This is a genomic window from Williamsia sp. Y712, from assembly GCF_059445525.1.
The window spans coordinates 498,230-518,004 of sequence record NZ_JCAIUN010000001.1; the positions used below are offsets into that span (position 1 = coordinate 498,230).

The following is a 19,775-nucleotide window of genomic DNA, read 5'->3' on the forward strand; positions in this document are numbered from 1 at the left end:
AAAGCTGATTGCTGACGGCAGGAGATCGGGTGGCATCCTCGACCAGCTCAGGCGCAGGCGCCCGACGGTTCGAGCGTCGCCGAAGCGCGTGGCCGGGGTCCGAACCCATCAATGTCGCGACCCGGTGTGTCACCACAAGCCTCAGCATCGTTGCCCTCCTTGCGCTCCTGCTGATCCTCATCTTCTTCGCATAACCGCTGGTCCACGGCCTGTAGACCGCCACAAACGGACACCTCAAACCTCAACCGGGCTTGAGGTGCATTCGGCGTGCGGTATTGCACATCCCAACCGCCTACGGAAGGGTAGAACTGCGTTCAATTGGGTAAGTCCCTTAAATGCCCAGCGCGCCGACTACCAAGCGGGGACGACGGGTCCCCAGATAGTGAGAGGAACATCGTGTCTGACTACACCTTGCCGGAACTCGACTATGACTACGCAGCTCTTGAGCCGCACATCTCCGGCAGGATCATGGAGCTGCACCACAGCAAGCACCATGCCACCTACGTTGCCGGTCTCAACGCCACGCTCGGCAAACTGGCCGAGGCACGTGAAGACGGCACGATCGCAGACAAGGTCGCAGGCCTGAGCAAGACGCTGGCCTTCCACCTCGGTGGCCACACCAACCACTCCATCTTCTGGAAGAACCTGTCCCCCAACGGAGGAGACAAGCCCGAAGGTGAGCTGGCCGCAGCCATCGACGATCAGTTCGGCAGCTTCGACAAGTTCCGCGCCCACTTCACCGCCGCCGCAGCCACCCTGCAGGGCAGCGGCTGGGCCATCCTGGCGTACGACGCTTTCATCGGCCAGCTCGTGATCCTGCAGCTCACCGATCAGAGCGGCAACATCCCGCCGAACCAGACCCCCATCGTGCTGCTGGACATGTGGGAGCACGCCTTCTACCTGGACTACCAGAACGTCAAGCCCGACTACATCAAGGCTTGGTGGAACATCGTCAACTGGGCCGACGCTGCTGAGCGTTTCGCCAAGGCGACCGCTTGATCCCGTAGATCCGGCAGGAAACTGCGGCAGTTCTACTCGAACGGCGATCTCCCCCAGCCGGGGGATGGTCGCCGTTTGGCGTCCGCGGGCGACACTTCTCCGCAACCTGCTGTTTGGCAGTCGAGTCGGCTTGTGTGCCAACCGTTTACCGGGCATGCTTCCAGTACAGCTCCGCAAAACCGACAGCTCCGCAACACCGCGATATGCATCGCGAACCGGTCAAAGGCGACCCAAGCAGTGACATTCACTTCCGGCAACAGGAGGTCACCATGAACGAGGACGCCACCGGCCACCATGCACCGCGGTCCGGACTGAAACCGATCGGCCTCACGCCCTTTCATCAGGAGGGTGAACTGCGTGGCATCCTGATCTCCGGCCGCTGGCCGGATACCACCCTGGAATGGACACAGACGCTGGTCGCCTCGGTCCGCATCGCGTGCCGGCCCGGATTCCTTCGGACCACGACCGTTTTCAGCGTCATCGAAGATCGGCCCGAAGCCTGCGATCCGGACACGGTCGGCCTGATGCTCGCGGTGGGTAGCGTCTTCGACAACAGCTTCGCCGAATCCGGGCACTTCACGACTCCGCCGCCTGCACTGCTGATGCTCCATCCGCCCTCGGAGACCAAGCCGTCCCTGCCGGAATGTTCCGACGTCGCGTCGGGTTGTGTGCTGCTTCCGGGTCTCCCTGAACTCGGACTCGATCATCGCGCGGGCTGGGCCGAGGCAGAGGCCGACGGGACCGTCGTCATGATGCGAAATCAGATCGGCGTCGATCTCGGTACCGACCCCGACACCGCGGTTCTCGCGATGTTGCTCGCCGCCTGAGTAACCCGGATCACGAAGTCCGCGCACGTCAGGACCCACGCGGTGGTCCGTGCCGGGAAGCACGGGTTAGGGAAACCTAAGTTTCGGGTAGCCTAACATTCAAAAAAGGGCACCCTACCTGCATCGATACGGGTGAACAATCACTTGCGCAAATATGAGAATGCCGTTTACGTTGGCTAAGTGATTACCGCATTCCTGGTCAGCTTCGGCGTGATCTTCGTGGCCGAACTCGGCGACAAGTCCCAGCTGATGGCGATGACCTATGCGCTGAAGTACCGCTGGTGGGTGGTGCTCGCGGGCATCACCATCGCGACAACCCTTGTGCACGCGGTGTCGGTCGGGGTCGGCCATTTCCTTGGTTTGTCCATCCCCTCCGATCTGCTCACGATCGTCGGCGGCCTGGCGATGCTGGTCTTCGGCTTCTGGACCGTCCGCGGCGACAGCCTCGACGACGACGAATCGGTCAAGGCCGACCGTGTCACCAAGTCCGTGTTGTTCGCCGTGATCGCATCGTTCTTCCTCGCCGAACTCGGCGACAAGACGATGCTCGCGACCATCACCCTCTCGACCGACAAGAACTGGCTCGGCGTGTGGATCGGATCGACCATCGGCATGGTCGCCGCCGACGCCCTGGCGATCGGCGTCGGTGCGATGCTGGGCCGTCGCCTGCCGGAGAAGACGATCGCCATCGGCGCCGCGGCACTCTTCTTCGTGTTCGCCGCCTGGCTGACCATCGACGGTCTGATCAGCGCCGACGATCTCACCATCACCATCGCGACGATCAGCCTGGTCGCGATCATCACAGTGGTCGGCGTCTGGTTGATCAAGGCCCGCCGCGAGGAAGCCGCGGAGTTGGCCCGAGGCAACCAGGGAGCAGCCGACCGGGCTGCCACGAAAGTCTCTGACTAGGGTGTATAGACGCGGGGTCTAGGACGTTCCCCGTGGACACTCATCGAAGGGACGGCATCAAGTCGTGGAGATCTCAGGATCAGCAGTATTGGTCACCGGTGGAGCCTCAGGTCTGGGCGCAGCCACCGCCAAGCGTTTCGCCGATGCGGGCGCGGTTGTCTTCGGGCTGGATCTGCAGCCGTCTATCGACAAGGCCGAGCCGGTAGAGGGTGTCACCCTCCTGGCCGCTGACGTCACCAGCGAAGCCGACGTCGAAGCCGCTCTCGACACCATCGCAGAGTCCGGTGCCCCGCTGCGGGTTGCCGTCAACTGCGCCGGTGTCGGCTGGGCCAGCCGCATCCTGACCAAAAAAGGTCCGCACGAGCTCGAACTCTTCCGCAAGATCATCGAGATCAACCTGCTCGGCACGTTCAACGTGATGCGCCTGGCCGCCAACCGCATGCAGAGCCAGGAGCCGGTCGACGAAAACGACCAGCGCGGCGTCATCATCAACACCGCATCCGTGGCAGCCTTCGAAGGCCAGATCGGCCAGATCGCCTACACCGCCTCCAAGGGTGGCGTGCACGCGATGACCATCACCGCGGCCCGCGACCTCGCCCAGGTGGGTGTCCGGGTGTGCACCATCGCTCCCGGCACGATCAACACCCCGATGCTCGACGGCATCACCCCGGAATTCAAGAAGACCCTGGAAGCGGGCATCCCGTTCCCGAAGCGTCTCGGCGATCCGCAGGACTACGCCAAGCTCGCGGCATTCATCGTCGACCACGACTACCTGAACGGCGAGACCATCCGGATGGATGGCGCGCTGCGGATGGCTCCGCGCTAGCCACCACCTCAGATCAACAGCAGGAGCCGGGTCCTTCACAGGGCCCGGCTTCCTGTGTTTTCCCGACCGGGCCCCGGAGGCCATCATGGGCGCGAAATCTTTCTTGAGGGACTCCCCCCGCCCACCGGATGCTGGTTGTGTGGAGATACACCCCCGATCGAGGAGATAGCCATGCGTGGAGTCATTCTGAACCAGCCCGGTGATGTACAGGTCGAAGAACGTCCGGACCCGGTGGTCGTCGAGCCGACCGACGCGATCATTCGTCTCGCGGCGACCTGCGTCTGCGGATCGGACCTGTGGCCCTACCGCGGCGATGACCCCGCCGATCACATGCCCATGGGGCATGAGTACGTCGGTACGGTCACGCACATCGGCGACTCGGTGGAGGATCTTTCGGTCGGCGATTTCGTCGTCGGGTCATTCTTCGCCTCGGACAACACCTGCGAGATCTGTCGCGCCGGCTACCAATCCCGGTGCGTGAACGCAATCCCCATCGGCGCGATCGGCACCCAAGCCGAGTACGCCCGCATCCCGCTTGCCGACGGAACACTCGTCGCCACACCCGGTCAACCCGACCCGGATCTGGTCCCATCGCTACTCGCGGCCTCCGACGTCCTGGGCACCGGATGGTTCGGTGCCGTCGCTGCCGAGGCCGGACCGGGTAAAACCGTGGCGGTTGTCGGTGACGGCGCCGTCGGCCTGCTCGCAGTCCTGGCTGCCAAAGAGCTCGGCGCCGATCGGATCATCGCCATGAGCCGTCACGCCGACCGCCAGGCCCTGGCCCGGGAATTCGGCGCCACCGACATCGTCGAAGAGCGCGGGGACGACGGCGTCGCGAAGATCAAGGAACTCACCGGCGGTCTGGGCGCACACTCGGTCGTCGAGGCGGTGGGCACACAACAATCGATGATGCAGGCCATCGGCTCCACCCGTCCCGGAGGCCACGTCGGGTACGTCGGTGTCTCCCACGACGTCGAACTCCCCGGACTGGATTTGTTCTTCGCCGAGATTCACCTGCACGGCGGACCGGCACCGGTGCGCCGCTTCCTACCCGAACTGATCGACCTCATCTGGAACCGCACCATCGACCCCGGCAAGGTCTTCGATCTCACCTTGCCGCTCGAACAGGCCGCCGAAGGTTACCTAGCCATGAGCGAGCGCCGGGCCACCAAGGTCTTGTTGACCGTCTGACGCGGAATCGATCGCGGCGAATGAAAATCCCAGTCCGACAACATATTCACCAATGGAAGTCGCGTTCGGCGCACACCGGGCTAGGCCGCCCGATGTCGTACCCGGGCGGTTCCGGGAGCCACGCGATCCAACTCCCGCGAGAGTCGTCGTAGCGGCCTGGCATCGGAGTCGAGGTCGTCGGCCGCCCCGGCGAGCACCTCGCGAACGGCACCGGACGAACCGCCGGCCTCCCGGTAGGTGTCGACGGCAGTGCGCATGGCGTCGGCCTGATCGGAGACGGGCCGACTGTCGAAGTCTTCCGGCAGGTACGGACTCAGTTGCACAACCGCGTCCCGGATCTCGATGACCCGACGTTGGTACAACAGGTTGATCGAGCCCTCGACGTGCTTGCCGGTTCGCGGCGGCAGGACCACCTCGGGTATCGCAGAAGTGGTCAGGGTCCAGAGCGTTTCGAGTTCTCGATGGTGACGTCGATGGCGGATGTCGTGGCGCAGCGTCATCCACCGCGCCCGCACCATCGGGTAGGAGATCCCGGTAAGGAACAACACCGCACCCACCGCCGAGATCACGCCGGCGATCGTCAGCAGCACCGGAAGATTGAACAGATCGAGCCCGGCCGACACCACAAAGACCGTCTGGATGAACGCGCCGGCGCCGACCATCGTCAAACCTGCCAGCAAGGCGATCAGCGAGTGGCGCAGATAGCCTTCCGCCACGCCCACGTAGCGCGCGATCGACACCACACAGGCGCCGAGCGCGTAGACGAGATAGCAGCCGGCGATGACGAAGAACAACGCAAAACCGATGTGCTGGACTGTCCACTCCGACACGACCCTGGTCCGCACCGGGGTCGGGGTTGCCAGCATCGCGACGTTGAGCCCGATCATTGCGACAACCAGTGGCACCGCTTCCATTCCGGCACGGCGCCGACGACCGCTCTCCGCGGTCCCGAAGAAGAAGACGACCACCAGTGCGGCCACCCCGACGGCCGACAGGCAATAGAACAACACCCGGCCGGCCCCGGTGAAAAGAGCCGAATCGAGCCACTCGCGCACCTGCGTGTTGGTGTCGACAAATGCCAACGTCATCGCGGCGACGGCCACCGTCAACGCAAGTGGTTGGAGGCCGGCACGCTCTCGCCGGATCTGATCGATGCGCCAGCACAGCGCGACGGCGAAGATCGCCAACGCGGCAGCGTTGACAACACCTACAACCATCCCGAATGCCCCCCGAGCACGCTCTGAATACCGCGCAATCCCCCATGTCTAGCCGATCGTCCGACGCCTTGCACAGCCTTCGCCGCCCATTCCCTGATGATCGTGGCCAGCATCTCGGCTTCCCACTCACGCTCATCGGAGTAACAGGTACGGCTCAGGGCATCCTGAAGGGGTTGTCCGTCGCCACCAGTGGACGACAGAGCACCACCGGCCAGCACCGAGGGATCAGAACCGAGGATCTGATGACCGGCGATCAGGTGCCCGAACTCGTGGACGACGATCTGATCGCGGTGAAGTTTGGTGGTGCTGGCCTGGTAGAAGAAGTAGTCGGCGTCCTCGGCCATCATCCAGACACCGTTCGGCATCCCGACCGGAAGCGGGTGCGCGATGATCTTGATGGCCCGCCCACGCTTCTCGCCGTACAACCGACACAGCTGTTCGGCGTCGAGCGGCAGATCGAGCAACAGATCGGCCAGCTCGCGGCGACACAGCGTCCGCAGAGCTCTTTCGGACCGCATGACCCCGTACGGTACCGCCCCCGGTCAAAACCTAGTCGGCGGCTTCATGCCTCTCGACAACGCGCAGCCCCGAGTGGCCGTGGCCGAGTTCGGGTTCCGAGGACTTCAACAGATCCGGAGGATCTGCGGGCAGACCCTGCTGGACGCGAAGCACCTTGATCAGTTCGTTGACGACCGTCACCGAATCACTCGACAAGCCGGCGAGACGGAACGCCGCCAACTGCACGTTGGTGTCGGCCTGCAGGCGCATGAGGTCGATCTGGTCGCGGGTGCGCTGGGCAGCGCGGTCTTCGAGGAAATAGTGGACGTCCACACCGAACGCCGCCGATATGCCCTCGACCGTGCGGAAGGAAGGCGACTTCGCCTTACCGGACCGCAGTTGGCTCAAGTACGACTCTCCGAGTCGGAATCCGAGTTCGGTCGACCGATTGGCGATGGCTTTGGCGCTGTAGGCGCGACCGTTGGGCCCGGGTACGGTCCGAAACAGCTCTTCGAGTCGCCGGGCGAACAGACCCGGGTCGAACGTGGTCGTCTCTGGATCTACCGGTTCCACATTCTCAGTCATTCCATGCTCCACACGCATCAAGGTGTCCCTCTGTGAGGCCGATCGCCGCAGCACGAACGGCTAGCAGTTCGGAAAATTCACTACGCCGTATGCCCTGTTTGCCATATGGTAGCTTACTGCAAATTAGCTGCCAATCAGGTTCAGGCGCTCCGGGGGATGCATGATTTTTCCGGTTTGGGCGGAGTCGACGCTGACTTGCCCACCTGAATAAACCGTGTACAGGCGAAAATTTCAATAGCTGATTTGCGGAAGCCAACCTGGAGGACGGATGCCGAAGCATCGCGCGCGCCGTGTGAGCACCCTGCGGTGGTCGGCATTTCTCGGAATGTGCGCTCTTCTCATCGGCGGTATTTCCCTGCTGGTGACCAATTCCGCGGCTTCCGCGCACTGCAACCCGGCATGGTCGAACTGCGGGCATCAACCCTCGCCAACCCGGATCACAAACGAAACCGGTCCGCCAAGCGAGACCGAACCATCCGCCGGCACCGAGGTGCCCGTCGATCCGGGGACGACGCATCCGAGCACCCCGACAACGCAGACCCGGCCTCCGGCCCCGACCTACAACCCACCGGCCGGCGGTGGTGGCGCCACATCGACATCGTCCGACAGCAATTCGCTGCAGACCTCGACCAGGCCCCCGGGACAGCTCCCGAAGCCGAGCACTCCGCCAACACCCGAACGCCAGGACGTCGGCATCGCCCCGCTCGCGCCGACCGGCGGTGGAACGGGAGGCGGTGGGACGGGAGGCGGCGAGACGGGAGGCGGCGAGACGGCAAGCGGCGTCGCCACCGGCGGTGGCGTTGCGGTCGAATCCATTCCGACGGTCGAACCCGCGACAGACATCCCCGCCCCGACGGCACCCCGCCCGGATCCACAGCCACAGAATCCGGCCCCGACGACCGCCGCACCCGTGATCACCGCCATCGATCCGGTGACGACCTCCGCGCAATGCCTTCTGGGAACCACCGATTCGGGCGGCTGCATCGGCGCCGATACCGCACGCGATCTAGCGCCTGCGGGCCTGTTCGTCCTGGGGGCGCTCGCACTACTGGGAAGTGGCTCGTTCCTCGAATCACTGCGCGGCTCACTTCGGAGCTGACAAACCCACTGCCGCTCCGGATTCGCGGGCCCGGAAGTCAGCGATCGGACGCAGGGGCGGGCGCCGGTAGCTCCGACCCCAGCGGAATGTGCTGTGCTCCCCCACCATCCATCCACTCACGCAACGCCTTCGTGGCACGGACGTCGTCCTCGTTGTATTCGAGCAACCGCACGCGCTGGGTGTGGTCGACATCGTCACCGTCGAGTCCGACCGCCCGGCGATACCACTGCATCGATGCCTCTCCACCGGCCTCGTCGTCGCGCCACGTGAAGCCCGCATGGGGGGCAATTTTCTTGAGACCTTTTCCTTCGGGGCTCAGGAAATTGCGACTGACCGCCTCGTAGATATCGACCCAGTGTTCGGAGTTGATGAATGCGGTGACCTCGTCGCGCGTCGGAATACCCGGGTGTCCGGCAAATCGATCGGCGGAACCCAGCAGCCACCTGTTCTCGGCCTGCTGCGAATAGCAATATGCCGCGAATGATTTGCCATTTGCAATAGCAGTCTGTAGTTCCGTCATCAGCCACCCCCAGAACTCGGCGAAGGATCGCGCTTCGTCCACGGTCGGCAGCGGCGTCCAGGTGACAAACGGGATGTAGCGCACCGGGCGCGACGGATCGGTGTTGTCGGTCAGGAGCGTGCCCCACAGATATGCACCGTCGTCCTGATAGCTCTCCATGTCGATGTCGATCTCGACGTCGGCCCGCACCACCTCGACATCGGGCATCCGGCGAACCAATTTCACATCCGCCAGATAGGCCCGCGCCGAGAGGATCGGATCGTCCAGACTCGACAACCCTTCGGGAAGCGGTCCGTCGTACCCGGCGAGTTGGTCGATGGTCCGTACCCCGACCGTCGCGAGCATCTGGGTGAGATTCCCGTTGACCACCAGGCTCACGTCGTGGGCCTGCTCGAGTTCGGGCCCGCAGGCACTCCACCAGACGCAGTTACGGCACTCCCCGATCCGCGACGGGGCGGTTGAGACCTTGCCGCGTGCGATGCCCAGCCTGCGCCGCAGGAGGTCGTCGTAGCGCACCACGGCGTCGGTGAGGTCGTGGACCACCATCGCCGTGGGGTCCAGACCGATGACACCGCCGGTCGGGGTCGTCGCCGCCAAGCCCAATTTCTGCAGCATGCGATACAGATGCGCCAGGCGGGTGGTGTCGCGAGAGTTGCCACGAACCTTGCGGGTCTCGTCCACCGACGGCTGCCACGTCCACACCGGGCTGGTGACCGCACCGGCCCCCGGATCAAACGATTTGTGATTGACCACGATGACCGGCACATAACCCGTGTCGATTTGGATGAGCATTTCCGCCCAGCCCCGACGTCCGGATTCTGGATCGTCGGGCAGGGCGGCGCCCCAGATCCACTTGGCGCCCGCGTTCATCGCAGAGACGGTCGACTTCGCCCGTGCACGCGCCGTCCGGCCTGAAGAGACGTCGGCCCAGCGGTGCAACTCGGTGGCGTGTAGTCCGTGCAGCATGTCCCGGACACGCTCGCGGTGCGCGGCGGCCGCCTCTTTGCGCACCGCGACCGACGGGTCCTCCTGGACCGACTCCACCTTGGGATAGAGGGAATCGCGGGCGAGTCGATGCTCGCAGCCACTCAGATCACGAGGACTGAGCAGCGGGGGTCTTTTCGGGCCAGATGGCACCGATGAACGAATTGCCATCCACATCATCCTCCCGTGTCCGTCAGCGGTGCATCCGCCGGACCCACGCTATGTAATGCTTGTACCGCAACTGCACGACAATTGTGCAAGCCGCCTGCGTTGGCGCCGGGGCGGGTGGTCACTACGAGAGGGTCTGAACCGTATGGGTCTGTTCAAGTCGGGACGCATCAAGCGGGCAGAGCGCAAAGCCCAGGCCAAGGCACTGAAGGCGAAGGCCAAACTCGAAGTGCGCCTCAAAGACAAATCCGGACGAAAGTTCGCCCAGGCCGAGCTCAAGCAACAGCGCAAGCTCGCCAAGAAGGCGCAGAAGTCCCGGTCGAAGTCCGAGAAGAATGCCGCCAAGCTCACCAAGGCGACCAACTCGACCAATCTGAAGATCGCCCAGGCGAACGCCAAGGCTGTTGCCGACGGCAAACTGCTCTCGCCCACCCGCGTGAAGCGTTACCTGTCTGTCGCGAAGGTCCTGTCCCCGGTGCTCGTGCCGGTGGCCTACCGCGCCGGCACCGCGGCCCGCGAGCAGATCAATCGCATCCAGGCCGATCGGGCCGGGGTGCCCATTGCCGAACTGAACAAATACAGCGGCCATGGCGCGGCGCTGTCCGCCCGGATCGCAGGCGCCAACGAGTCACTGCAGGCCTTGGCCGCCAAGCACCCCGCGGACGCCGAGACCAAGACGTTCACGACGATCATGAATCAGCGCCTGTCGGATCTGTCGACCGCGGTCACCGCCGCCGAGACCATGCCTGCCGCGCGACGCCGTAGCGCCCACACGGCCATCTCGCGGGAACTCGAAGCCATCGACGCCGATCTGCTGGCCCGACTCGGGGTGCGCCCCTGACTCCTCTGGCGGTTGCTCTCACCGCACCGGCGCTGGCGGTCGCCGCCCACGGTGCGGCGTCGGGCCATCTCCCGGGCACCCCGGGGCTCCTCCTGCTGATCCTGCTCGGCGTGGCCGCCGGCGCCCTGAGCAGGCAGCTGACCACCGCGGCCGGACTCCTGGTCCTGCTGACCGGCACCCAGGTCGCCGCACACGTCTGCCTCACCGCGGCCGCCGAGCCGGCTGCGATGTCACACCAGAGCAACACCGGCGCGATGCTGATCACGCACCTCGTCGCAATTCCTTTGTGCGCCTTGCTGATTTCCGGCGCCGGCCGCCTGTATCAGGTGATCACCTCCGTCCTGCGGGCGCTCGAGTTCCTGATCGGCGTGCCGATCACGGACCGCAATCGACCAGGCGCGCAACAAACTCCGGCCCCTGAGCCACTGATCGCCCTGATCGCCCCCGGAGGCATCGGGGTTCGAGGTCCACCGGCGATCTGATTCCACTCGCCACATTCATCACCCGACATCGAGATCGGGTGATGACACCTCATCTCGACCAAAGGAATCACGCATGTCTTCATTCTCACGGCGGGCCCGGCTCATCGGCGCCGGCATCGCCACCACGGCACTCGTCGGGGCCGGCACACTGCTCGGCGTCGGTTCGGCTTCGGCTCATGTGAGCGCCGTCGGCGAAAACCTCACCCAGGGCGGTTACGGCGTCGTCAATTTCCGGGTTCCGAACGAATCCGACACCGCCAACACCGTCTCGGTGAGGGTCACCCTGCCGAATCTGAAATCGGCTCGCACCGAGCCCATTCCGGGGTGGATCGCAGAAATCACCAAGGACGCCACCACCGAAGAAGCGACGTCCGTGACCTGGAGCGTGGTCGAGGGCAATCCGGGCATCGCGCCCGGTGAGTTCATGCAGTTCCCGCTGTCGGCCGGCCCCCTGCCCAAGCAGGAGACCGTCGAATTCCCGGCGGTGCAGACCTATTCCGACGGAGAGGTCGTCAACTGGGATCAGCCCACCGTCGAAGGTGAGCCCGAGCCCGACAAGCCGGCCCCGACCGTGACGCTGGGTGCAGAATCCGCCGACGGCCACGGCCACGGAGGTTCGGCCGATGGCGACAACGCACACTCCGATGACTCCGAGCATGAGGAAGACAACACCGCCCGCTGGCTCGGTGGTATCGGAATCGCGTTGGGCGCATTGGGTATCGGCATCGGCATCGGCGCAGTGCTGCGCTCACGCCGGTGAGGCGGGCAGGCTTGCTCCTCGGCGCGTTGATCCTCACGGTGCTGGCGGGTATCGCCACCGCGCCGGTCGCGTCGGCGCATGCAGCGTTGGTCAGCTCCGATCCCGCCGATGGCGCGTCGCTGGCGGTCGGGCCGTCGAGGGTGACACTGACCTTCAACGAACCGATGCAGGAGAGCTTTCCGAGCTTGACCGTGGTCGGGCCGGACGAGCACTACTGGCAGTCCGGCGAAGCCACGGTCACCGGCAGCACGATGAGTGCACCGGTCTCCGAGTTGGGGCCCGTGGGCGTGTACACCGTCAACTACCGCGTGACGTCGGCTGACGGCCACCCGGTGGAAGGCCGGCTGACGTTCACCCTGACCACCGAAGGCCAGGGCAAGCCCGGCGCCGCGGTCGACGATGGCGGTTCATCGTCATCGGGAGTCCCGGTGTGGCCGTTCATCGTCGGTGCGGTGGTGCTGTTTGCCGGCGGTCTGGCATTTGCGCTTCGACCGCAGCGCAAGAAGTAGACGCATGACTGCGGGTACGGCGCGGCGCGAGTGGTTGCTCGGTGCCGTACCCGCGGCGTGTGGTGGCGTGCTGCTGGCCGCGCTGGTGGCGCACCCGGCCGGACCCGAGCCCGAGGCGCTCGCCCAGGCGGTCGCCCTGGTGGCCGCCATGACCGTCCTCGGATTGACCGGCCTTCGACTCCTCGGCGGCGACCCCACCGACCCCGCTGCCCTGCGGCTGATGTCCGTTGCCGCCGGTCTGTGGGCCGTCTCCGCACTGATCGCATCCTGGTTGCATGCCGCCGAGCGTGTCGGGCAGTCCGCCGCCGACATCGGTGTCCGCGACTTCGTGCGGGCCGGCGGCACCACCCCCGCCATCATCGGTGCCGGGTGCGCCGTCGGGATCTGTGTCGCGGCGATCGTCTGGATCCGCCGACCGAACCTCGTCGCACCGGAGGCCGCGGCAGCCGTGGCCGCCCTCGGTGTGGTCATCGAGCCGATCACGGGACATCTGCGACAACAGACCGGTGGTGCCGCGGCATTGGCGATCCATGTGCTCGCCGCCTCGTGGTGGTGCGGGGCCCTGATCGCGCTGGCCCTGACCGCCAGGGGCCGGAAGGCCTGGGCGCTGGGTCTTCCCAGATTTTCTCTGCAGGCACAGTGGTGTGTGCTCGCCCTGGTGTGCAGCGGTGTTGTTGCCGCGGTCCTGCAGCTCGACTCACTGCCGGCGCTCTGGACGACCGGGTACGGGCGGATTCTGATCGCGAAATCAACCGGTCTGGTGATCCTGCTGATGTCGGCCATTTATCTCCGCAAACGCTGGCTACCGGCAGCCGCCGGCCATCGACTTCCCGAAACCTCCTCTCTCCGTTTCGCCGTTGCCGAGGTACTGACCATGGCCGTGGTGATCGGTCTGGCCGCAGCCCTGGGGTCGACCGCACCCAACTGAGCCGACGGCGCTGCAGGCAGGCATGATTGTCAGCACGCACCCGCCGACGGAGCGGCGGCCCAGCCCCCGCTGAAACAACTGTTCGCCGATCCCGCGAAGGAGCGACGCCCGCATGGCAGACCCGGATCCACAGCCCGCATCCGAGCCGCAACCGGACGGTACGCCCGAGCACCCGTCGGTACCGAACCAGCCGGAGCCGAAGAAGACACCGGCGAAAAAGGCTCCGGCCAAGAAGTCCGCCGCCAAGAAAACGCCTGCCGCAAAGGCCCCCGCCAAAAAGATCCCGGCAAAGAAAGCACCTGCCAAGAAAACTGCGGCGAAAAAGGCAGGCCCCCAGAAACCGCCGGTCCGGCGCGGTCCCGACAAGCCCCGCAACACGGCCCCGCCGAAGTCGACCCCGGCCCAGGCGGTGGCCGCCAACGGACCGGCAGAACCGCCCGCAACGGTGCCGCCCACACCGGTCGCGCACACCGAACCGCAGGCCGAACCGCCCGCTGTCCCCACCACGGCACAGCCGTCTCGGTTCACCGCCCTCAAGCAGACCGAACCGACCCCGCTGCCTGCCACCCGGTCCGGCGGAGGCAAACAGTTGGCCTGGCTGATCGCAGCGGTCCTGGCCGTCGCCGTCGTGCTGTTCCGCCGTCGTCGCCCCCGCTGAGAACCTCCAGTTGTGCCGGCCCTGTCGCCGAGAGATCAGCGACCGGGCAACAACTTCAGTGACTTGATGAACGTCGGAACGATCCGCATGAACAGCGCTCGCGGAACACCTTTGATGCCGCCCAGGCCGATGAAGCGTTGCTCGGCAACGGTCTGCGGTTCGGTGTATTTCAGGAGTCCCTCGGCACCGTGACGACGTCCGACACCTGACTTACCCATGCCACCCATCGGGGCCGCAGTCGATCCCCAGGCGGCCGCGTAGCCCTCATTGATGTTGACGGTGCCTGCGCGTAGTTCTGCGGCAATCCTCCGCGCCTCTTCCGAGGAACCGGCAAAAACGCTTGCGTTCAAGCCGTATTCGGTGTCATTGGCACGTTCGATCGCTTCGTCGACCGATTCGACCGGATAGAGCGAGACCAGCGGACCGAACGTCTCCTCGGCGTAACAGGCCATGCCCTCTTCCACACCGGCCAACACCGTCGGCTCGTAGAAGAACGGGCCGAGATCCGGACGTCGCCGACCACCGGCCAGGACGGTGGCCCCTTTGGCCTTGGCGTCTTCGACGTGCGATTCAATCGCGTCGACCTGCGCGGCGGACGCCAGCGATCCCATCTCGGTTGAGAAGTCGTAGGCATCACCGATGGACATCGCCGCAACCCGGCGTGCGAACTTGGCGGCGAAGTCGGGGGCTGCAGAGTTCTCGATGTAGATCCGTTCGATCGAGATGCAGAGCTGTCCCGAGTTGGAATACGACGCGCGCACCGCCCCCTCGACGGCCTTGTCGATGTCGGCGGTCTTGGTGATGATCATCGGGTTCTTGCCGCCGAGTTCGGCGGAGAATCCGATGAGCCGGCGACCGGCCTGTTCGGCGAGCTGTGCGCCGGTGGCCGAGGAACCGGTGAACATCAGATAGTCGGCGTGGGCCACGATCGCCTGGCCGACCACCGAACCCGGTCCGGGTACCACGGCGAACAGCTCACGAGGCAGACCGGCGCGGTACAGCAGTTCGACCACCGCGAGTGCACAGTACGGGGTCTGGCTGTCGGGCTTGAGGACCACCCCGTTGCCTGCCATCAGCGCCGCCAGTCCGTCGGACACCGCCAGCGTCATCGGGTAATTCCATGGCGAGATCACCCCGACCACACCTTTGGCCTGATAGCGCACCCGGGTGTCGGTGACGATCGGGAGCATTCCCTTGACCCTGCCCGCAGCCAGCAGTTTCGGGCCGGTCTTGGCGTAGTGCCGGGCGGTCATCGCTACGTCCAGCACTTCTTCCTGGGCGTATCCGCGAGCTTTGCCGGTTTCGGCCTGCGCCATGTCGGCCAGGGCGTCGCGGTTCTTCATCACCAGGTCGGCAAAATCGGTCAGGATCTGTGCCCGGTCCCGCGGCCAGAGCTTCGACCAGTCCGCCTGCGCGATCCGTGCCTTCTCGAATGCGACGGTGACGTCGTCGGCAGTGCCCACCGGGATCGTCGTCATCTCGGTGCCACTGAACGCCTCGAGCACCGGCCGGGTCGGCCGCGCGTCGGCATCGTCGATCGCGACCAGCCCACGGAGCCGGTCAAAGGTGCTCTGATCAGGTTTCGCCATGATGCTGTCCCCTACTCCGCGGGTGCGACGAGGACGATGCCGTCATCATCGCTGTAGGCCAGGTCGCCCGGATTGAAGGTGACGCCACCGAGTTCGATCGGGACATCGCGCTCGCCGACGCCGCTCTTGGTCGACTTGCGGGGGTTGGTTCCGAGCGCCTTGACGCCGATGTCCATCGCCCCGATCATCTTCGAATCCCGGATGGCTCCGTTGATGATGATCCCCGACCATCCATTGCTGCGGCCGAGTTCGGCGATCACGTCGCCGACCAGCGCGGTGTGCAGCGAGTTCGCCCCGTCGATCACCAGGACGCCCCCGTTGCCGGGCTCGGAGAGGATCGATTTCAGGAGCGCGTTGTCCTGGAAACACTTGACCGTGGTGACAGGTCCGACGAACTCCCGGGTGCCGCCGAACTGCGTGAACTGGACATCACAGCTGCGGACATCCGGGCCGATCTCGTCGACGAGGTCGGCGGTTGCTACAAACGTCGTTTCGCTCATGTCCATCAGCCTAACGACACTTCCTACTGACGGGTAATAAAGGCACCGATCAGTCGGGCGCACCAACGGCGGCTTCGAAGCCGCCGATCTCAACGACGTCGCCGATGACAAGCTGACGCCCACGGCGGGTCTCGACTTCACCGTTGACACTGACCAGGCCGTCGGCGATCACCTCCTTGGCCTCGGCCCCGGATTCGATGAGATTGGCCAGTTTCAGGAACTGGCCCAGACGGATTGAGTCATCACGGATCGGAACTGTTTGTCGGCTCACGATCCAATCATCTCACCCGCACGTTAACGTTGTGACGGACCAGCTGCGGAAAGGCACCCACCTGTGAGCGTCGAAACACCCGAAACCATCTCCGAGACAAGCTCACCCATTGCCAGACCATCCAGATTGACACCGCCTGCGGGATGGTTCCGGAATGCTCCCCGGTACACCAGTTGGGTTGTCGGCGTTCTGGCCGGGATCTCCCTGATCAGCAGCCTTTCGTATCAGTTCCGCCGCCTCACCGAAGTACCGCGCGACTACATCGACAACTACATCGTCTCGGCGCCTGACACCAGCCTGGCATGGGCTCTTGTGCTGGCGCTCTTGGCTTTTGCGCTCGCCTCCCGCAAGCGCATCGCATGGTGGCTGACCGTTGCCTACATCCTGCTGTTCGGTACGGCCAACGTTGTCTACCTGTTCGAACCGCTGGCATCCGAGAACGGCGTCAACGCCGTGGTCCGGCTCAACATCTTCATCGGCCTGGCGTTCCAGTTGCTGGCCCTGGTGTATCTCGTTGCCAGCTACCAGCAGTTCTACACAAAGGTCCGGCGCGGAGCGATCTGGCGCGCCCTGGGAGTTCTGGTCGCCGGCCTGGTCGCCGCATCGCTCATCGGCTGGGCACTCGTCGAGATCTGGCCGAACACACTCCCGCAGTCCCACCGTTTGCCGTATGCGATCAATCATGTTGTGACGTTTGGTTCCGTCGACATCTCGACCGACTACGACAAGTACCACTCGTATCAGCCGATCGACACCCTGCTCGGTGTTCTCGGGGCCCTTGCGCTCATCGCGGCCGCGCTGATCCTGTTCCGCTCACAGCGCTCCGACAACTCGATGACCCCGGATGACGAACGCCTGATCCGGCTGTTGATCGACGGATACAGCGGCGACGATTCACTGGCCCACTTCTCGACGCGGCACGACAAAGCAGTGGTGTTCGCCCCCAACGGATTGGCCGCGATCACCTACCGCGTCGAGGTCGGCACCGCGATGGCAGGCGGAGATCCCGTCGGCGACAAGAAGTATTGGCCGGACGCGATCGCCGAGTTCCTGAAGATCTGTGACAGGTACGGCTGGCATCCCGGAGCGATCGGGGTCAGTGTCACCGGCGCCGAACACTGGGATGCCGCAGGCCTCAAAACGCTCAACATCGGCGACGAGGCCATCATCCACGCCCGCGGCTACAACCTCAACGGGCCTGACATGAAGGCGGTCCGGCAATCGGTGGCGCGCACCAAGCGTGCGGGCATCACCGTCCGGATCTGCCGTCACGAGGATCTGACGCCAGAACAGATGTCCACCATGATCGCTCGCGCCGATGCCTGGCGGGACACCGATGAGGAGCGCGGCTTCTCGATGGCCCTCGGCCGCCTCGGCGACCCCAAGGACGGGCGGTCGATCCTGGTCGAAGCCGTTCAGAATGCGGGGACCAACGACGAGAAGGTCGTCGGCATGTTGTCGTTCGTGCCCTGGGGCACGACCGGCGCCTCGCTCGATGTGATGCGGCGCGACCATGATTCGATCAACGGACTCACCGAGACGATGGTGACCGAATTCGCCGAGAACGCAGAGGCATTCGGGATCCTTTACATCTCGATGAACTTCGCGGCCTTCCGCACGGTCTTCGAAGAAGGCGGCACCATCGGTGCCGGCCCGGTCATGCGGGCGATGTACGGCGCGCTGACCTTTGCCTCGAAGTATGTGCAGATGGAGTCGCTCTACAAGTCGAACGCCAAGTACCAGCCCGAATGGGTGCCCCGTTTCCTCTGTTTCGAGGACGCCCGCACCGTGCCGCGCGTTGGTCTGGCGGCGGTGGTCAACGAAGGTTTTGTGAAGCTGCCCAAGTTCGACAGGGGCGGCGACTTCACGGGCGGCTCGTCGTCGGTCCCACCGGGCGTGGATATCGAGCAGATCGCCAAACTGATCGAAAGTGAAGGCGAGAGAGAGCATCGCGGCCCGCGCCGCCCCGAGCAGGTCCGGGTGCGGCTGGCCAAGCTCGAAGAGCTCACCGCCGCCGGGATCGATCCGTACCCGCCTGCCTATCCGCCGACGCACACCATCGCCGAGGCCGTGGCCGCACCCGAGGGCACCACCGGCCGCATCGCGGGACGGGTCATCCGGATGCGCGACTTCGGCAAGGTGGTGTTCTGCGATGTGCGCGACTGGAGTGGCGACATGCAGGTCCTCGTGGATTCGGCTGCACTCAAACCCGACACGCTGGACCTGGCCGGAACCGTCGATCTCGGCGACCTGATCGAGGTCAGCGGCACCGTCGGGCGTAGCCGCAAGGGCGAGTTGTCGCTGCTCGCCAAGGACTGGCGGATGCTCGGCAAGTGCCTGCACCCGTTGCCGGACAAGTGGAGTGGACTGACCGATCCCGAAGCCCGGGTGCGCCAGCGGTATGTGGACCTGACCGTCAATCCACGCGCCCGTGAACTGATGCGGGTCCACAGCGCGATCGTGAAGTCGATGCGCGACTTCCTTTCCGGCCGTGACTACCTGGAGGTCGAGACACCGATCCTGCAGCAGATCCACGGTGGCGCCAACGCGGCACCTTTCCGCACCCACATCAACGCCTACGATCTCGATCTCTACCTGCGCATCGCACCCGAGCTCTACCTCAAGCGGCTGTGTGTCGGCGGTATGGAGCGGGTGTTCGAGATGGGCCGCAACTTCCGCAACGAAGGTGTGGACTTCAAGCACAACCCGGAGTTCACCAGCCTCGAAGCCTATGAGGCACACAGTGATTACGACCGGATGTTGCATCTGACCCGGCAGATGATCCAGAACGCCGCGATCGCCGCACACGGCGAGCAGGTGGTCTACATCGAAGGCAAAGACGGGGAGATCGAGAAGGTCGACATCTCCGGTGAGTGGCCGGTGAAGACCCTGCACGGCGCGGTGTCCGAGGCGATCGGCGAAGAGGTCACCCCGTACTCCGAGGTCGAGTACCTCAAAGAACTCTGCGACAAGCACGAGATCGCGTACCGCAACGACTGGGACGCCGGCCAGGTGGCGCTCGAGATGTACGAGCACCTCGTCGAGGACCAGACCACGTTCCCGACGTTCTACAAGGACTTCCCGACGTCGGTGTCGCCGCTGACCCGTCAGCACCGGACCATTCCGGGTGTCACCGAACGCTGGGACCTGGTGGCCTGGGGTGTCGAATTGGGCACGGCCTACACCGAACTCACCGATCCGGTGGAGCAGCGCAAACGTCTCACCGAGCAGTCGTTGCTCGCGGCAGGCGGTGATCCCGAGGCGATGGAACTCGACGAGGACTTCTTGCAGGCCCTCGAACACGGGATGATGCCGACCGGCGGCCTTGGTATCGGTGTTGACCGGATCGTCATGCTCCTGACCGGGCAGTCGATCCGCGAGACGCTCGCGTTCCCTCTCGCGAAACCCAAGTAG

The 19,775-nt window shown here is 64.9% G+C and carries 21 protein-coding genes; 14 read left to right on the plus strand and 7 right to left on the minus strand.

Translation table 11 applies throughout. From position 1 onward, the window contains the following. Positions 1–29: 29 nt before the first annotated feature. From AC1D75_RS02460 to AC1D75_RS02485, 6 genes are all read left to right on the plus strand, one after another. A complete protein-coding gene (locus AC1D75_RS02460; protein WP_495513731.1) occupies positions 30–194 on the plus strand; it encodes a hypothetical protein in 165 nt (54 codons plus the stop codon). Positions 195–396: 202 nt separating this feature from the next. Then, on the plus strand, positions 397–999 hold the full coding sequence (locus tag AC1D75_RS02465) for a superoxide dismutase (RefSeq protein ID WP_495513732.1): 603 nt from the start codon (positions 397–399) through the stop codon (positions 997–999). 269 nt (positions 1,000–1,268) lie between these two features. Continuing rightward, positions 1,269–1,826: a peptidase gene (locus AC1D75_RS02470; protein ID WP_495513733.1), complete on the plus strand. Its 558-nt coding sequence runs from the start codon at positions 1,269–1,271 to the stop codon at positions 1,824–1,826. A 180-nt stretch (positions 1,827–2,006) separates the two neighbouring features. Further along, a complete protein-coding gene (locus tag AC1D75_RS02475) occupies positions 2,007–2,735 on the plus strand; it encodes a TMEM165/GDT1 family protein (RefSeq protein ID WP_495513734.1) in 729 nt (242 codons plus the stop codon). Between the two features lie 64 nt (positions 2,736–2,799). Next, positions 2,800–3,561, plus strand: a complete 762-nt coding sequence (locus tag AC1D75_RS02480) for an SDR family NAD(P)-dependent oxidoreductase (RefSeq protein ID WP_495513735.1) — start codon at positions 2,800–2,802, stop codon at positions 3,559–3,561. Positions 3,562–3,732: 171 nt separating this feature from the next. Then, on the plus strand, positions 3,733–4,752 hold the full coding sequence (locus tag AC1D75_RS02485; RefSeq protein ID WP_495513736.1) for a zinc-dependent alcohol dehydrogenase family protein: 1,020 nt from the start codon (positions 3,733–3,735) through the stop codon (positions 4,750–4,752). A gap of 80 nt (positions 4,753–4,832) precedes the next feature. Here the strand turns inward: AC1D75_RS02485 and AC1D75_RS02490 are convergent, their stop codons facing one another. From AC1D75_RS02490 to AC1D75_RS02500, 3 genes are read right to left on the minus strand one after another with little or no spacing between them, the layout of a single operon-like run. Continuing rightward, the gene (locus AC1D75_RS02490) at positions 4,833–5,969 is read right to left on the minus strand and encodes an MAB_1171c family putative transporter (RefSeq protein ID WP_495513737.1); all 1,137 of its coding nucleotides are present in this window, start codon (positions 5,967–5,969) and stop codon (positions 4,833–4,835) included. Next, positions 5,960–6,487: a hypothetical protein gene (locus tag AC1D75_RS02495; RefSeq protein ID WP_495513738.1), complete on the minus strand. Its 528-nt coding sequence runs from the start codon at positions 6,485–6,487 to the stop codon at positions 5,960–5,962. The genes AC1D75_RS02490 and AC1D75_RS02495 overlap by 10 nt, the downstream gene beginning before the upstream one ends. A 31-nt stretch (positions 6,488–6,518) precedes the next feature. Beyond that, the gene (locus AC1D75_RS02500; protein ID WP_495513739.1) at positions 6,519–7,052 is read right to left on the minus strand and encodes a helix-turn-helix domain-containing protein; all 534 of its coding nucleotides are present in this window, start codon (positions 7,050–7,052) and stop codon (positions 6,519–6,521) included. A gap of 268 nt (positions 7,053–7,320) precedes the next feature. Between AC1D75_RS02500 and AC1D75_RS02505 the strand changes: the two genes are divergently transcribed. Beyond that, positions 7,321–8,151: a hypothetical protein gene (locus AC1D75_RS02505; protein WP_495513740.1), complete on the plus strand. Its 831-nt coding sequence runs from the start codon at positions 7,321–7,323 to the stop codon at positions 8,149–8,151. A 37-nt stretch (positions 8,152–8,188) separates the two neighbouring features. On the opposite strand, the gene AC1D75_RS02510 is transcribed toward AC1D75_RS02505, so the two are convergent. Further along, the gene (locus AC1D75_RS02510; RefSeq protein ID WP_495513741.1) at positions 8,189–9,826 is read right to left on the minus strand and encodes a TM0106 family RecB-like putative nuclease; all 1,638 of its coding nucleotides are present in this window, start codon (positions 9,824–9,826) and stop codon (positions 8,189–8,191) included. Between the two features lie 142 nt (positions 9,827–9,968). Between AC1D75_RS02510 and AC1D75_RS02515 the strand changes: the two genes are divergently transcribed. The 6 genes from AC1D75_RS02515 (at position 9,969) to AC1D75_RS02540 (ending at position 14,001) form a co-directional block, all read left to right on the plus strand. Further along, the gene (locus AC1D75_RS02515; protein WP_495513742.1) at positions 9,969–10,664 is read left to right on the plus strand and encodes a DUF6474 family protein; all 696 of its coding nucleotides are present in this window, start codon (positions 9,969–9,971) and stop codon (positions 10,662–10,664) included. A gap of 110 nt (positions 10,665–10,774) precedes the next feature. Beyond that, entirely contained in the window at positions 10,775–11,146 is a 372-nt protein-coding gene (locus AC1D75_RS02520; protein ID WP_495513743.1) for a hypothetical protein, read from the plus strand. Between the two features lie 73 nt (positions 11,147–11,219). After that, complete coding sequence (locus AC1D75_RS02525; protein ID WP_495513744.1) at positions 11,220–11,906, plus strand: YcnI family copper-binding membrane protein; 687 nt, start codon at positions 11,220–11,222, stop codon at positions 11,904–11,906. Continuing rightward, positions 11,903–12,415 carry a copper resistance CopC family protein gene (locus tag AC1D75_RS02530; RefSeq protein WP_495513745.1) on the plus strand — a complete coding sequence of 171 codons (513 nt, stop codon included), beginning with the start codon at positions 11,903–11,905 and terminating at the stop codon, positions 12,413–12,415. The genes AC1D75_RS02525 and AC1D75_RS02530 overlap by 4 nt, the downstream gene beginning before the upstream one ends. Positions 12,416–12,419: 4 nt before the next feature. Further along, positions 12,420–13,343 carry a copper resistance D family protein gene (locus AC1D75_RS02535; RefSeq protein WP_495513746.1) on the plus strand — a complete coding sequence of 308 codons (924 nt, stop codon included), beginning with the start codon at positions 12,420–12,422 and terminating at the stop codon, positions 13,341–13,343. A 112-nt stretch (positions 13,344–13,455) separates the two neighbouring features. Next, on the plus strand, positions 13,456–14,001 hold the full coding sequence (locus AC1D75_RS02540; protein ID WP_495513747.1) for a hypothetical protein: 546 nt from the start codon (positions 13,456–13,458) through the stop codon (positions 13,999–14,001). Between the two features lie 35 nt (positions 14,002–14,036). On the opposite strand, the gene AC1D75_RS02545 is transcribed toward AC1D75_RS02540, so the two are convergent. Genes AC1D75_RS02545 through AC1D75_RS02555 form a run of 3 tightly spaced genes read right to left on the minus strand, consistent with a single transcriptional unit; the run spans position 14,037 to position 16,361 of the window. Continuing rightward, entirely contained in the window at positions 14,037–15,590 is a 1,554-nt protein-coding gene (locus AC1D75_RS02545) for a succinic semialdehyde dehydrogenase (protein ID WP_495513748.1), read from the minus strand. An 11-nt stretch (positions 15,591–15,601) separates the two neighbouring features. Further along, complete coding sequence (gene rraA / locus AC1D75_RS02550) at positions 15,602–16,090, minus strand: ribonuclease E activity regulator RraA (protein WP_495513749.1); 489 nt, start codon at positions 16,088–16,090, stop codon at positions 15,602–15,604. A gap of 49 nt (positions 16,091–16,139) precedes the next feature. Beyond that, positions 16,140–16,361 (minus strand): RNA-binding S4 domain-containing protein, encoded by a 222-nt coding sequence (locus tag AC1D75_RS02555; protein ID WP_495513750.1) that lies wholly within the window; start codon positions 16,359–16,361, stop codon positions 16,140–16,142. A gap of 63 nt (positions 16,362–16,424) precedes the next feature. Between AC1D75_RS02555 and lysX the strand changes: the two genes are divergently transcribed. Beyond that, positions 16,425–19,775, plus strand: coding sequence for a bifunctional lysylphosphatidylglycerol synthetase/lysine--tRNA ligase LysX (gene lysX / locus AC1D75_RS02560; protein ID WP_495513751.1), 3,351 nt, complete (start codon positions 16,425–16,427; stop codon positions 19,773–19,775).

What these genes read in the sequence shown, in the direction of transcription:
- AC1D75_RS02525 (WP_495513744.1), top strand. Translation starts at nt 11,220, where the DNA reads ATGTCTTCATTCTCACGGCGGGCCCGGCTCATCGGCGCCGGCATCGCC.
- AC1D75_RS02540 (WP_495513747.1), top strand. Translation starts at nt 13,456, where the DNA reads ATGGCAGACCCGGATCCACAGCCCGCATCCGAGCCGCAACCGGACGGT.
- AC1D75_RS02490 (WP_495513737.1), bottom strand. Translation starts at nt 5,969, where the DNA reads ATGGTTGTAGGTGTTGTCAACGCTGCCGCGTTGGCGATCTTCGCCGTC.
- AC1D75_RS02495 (WP_495513738.1), bottom strand. Translation starts at nt 6,487, where the DNA reads ATGCGGTCCGAAAGAGCTCTGCGGACGCTGTGTCGCCGCGAGCTGGCC.
- AC1D75_RS02545 (WP_495513748.1), bottom strand. Translation starts at nt 15,590, where the DNA reads ATGGCGAAACCTGATCAGAGCACCTTTGACCGGCTCCGTGGGCTGGTC.
- AC1D75_RS02515 (WP_495513742.1), top strand. Translation starts at nt 9,969, where the DNA reads ATGGGTCTGTTCAAGTCGGGACGCATCAAGCGGGCAGAGCGCAAAGCC.
- AC1D75_RS02500 (WP_495513739.1), bottom strand. Translation starts at nt 7,052, where the DNA reads ATGACTGAGAATGTGGAACCGGTAGATCCAGAGACGACCACGTTCGAC.
- AC1D75_RS02510 (WP_495513741.1), bottom strand. Translation starts at nt 9,826, where the DNA reads ATGGCAATTCGTTCATCGGTGCCATCTGGCCCGAAAAGACCCCCGCTG.
- AC1D75_RS02470 (WP_495513733.1), top strand. Translation starts at nt 1,269, where the DNA reads ATGAACGAGGACGCCACCGGCCACCATGCACCGCGGTCCGGACTGAAA.
- rraA (WP_495513749.1), bottom strand. Translation starts at nt 16,090, where the DNA reads ATGAGCGAAACGACGTTTGTAGCAACCGCCGACCTCGTCGACGAGATC.
- AC1D75_RS02485 (WP_495513736.1), top strand. Translation starts at nt 3,733, where the DNA reads ATGCGTGGAGTCATTCTGAACCAGCCCGGTGATGTACAGGTCGAAGAA.
- AC1D75_RS02535 (WP_495513746.1), top strand. Translation starts at nt 12,420, where the DNA reads ATGACTGCGGGTACGGCGCGGCGCGAGTGGTTGCTCGGTGCCGTACCC.
- AC1D75_RS02505 (WP_495513740.1), top strand. Translation starts at nt 7,321, where the DNA reads ATGCCGAAGCATCGCGCGCGCCGTGTGAGCACCCTGCGGTGGTCGGCA.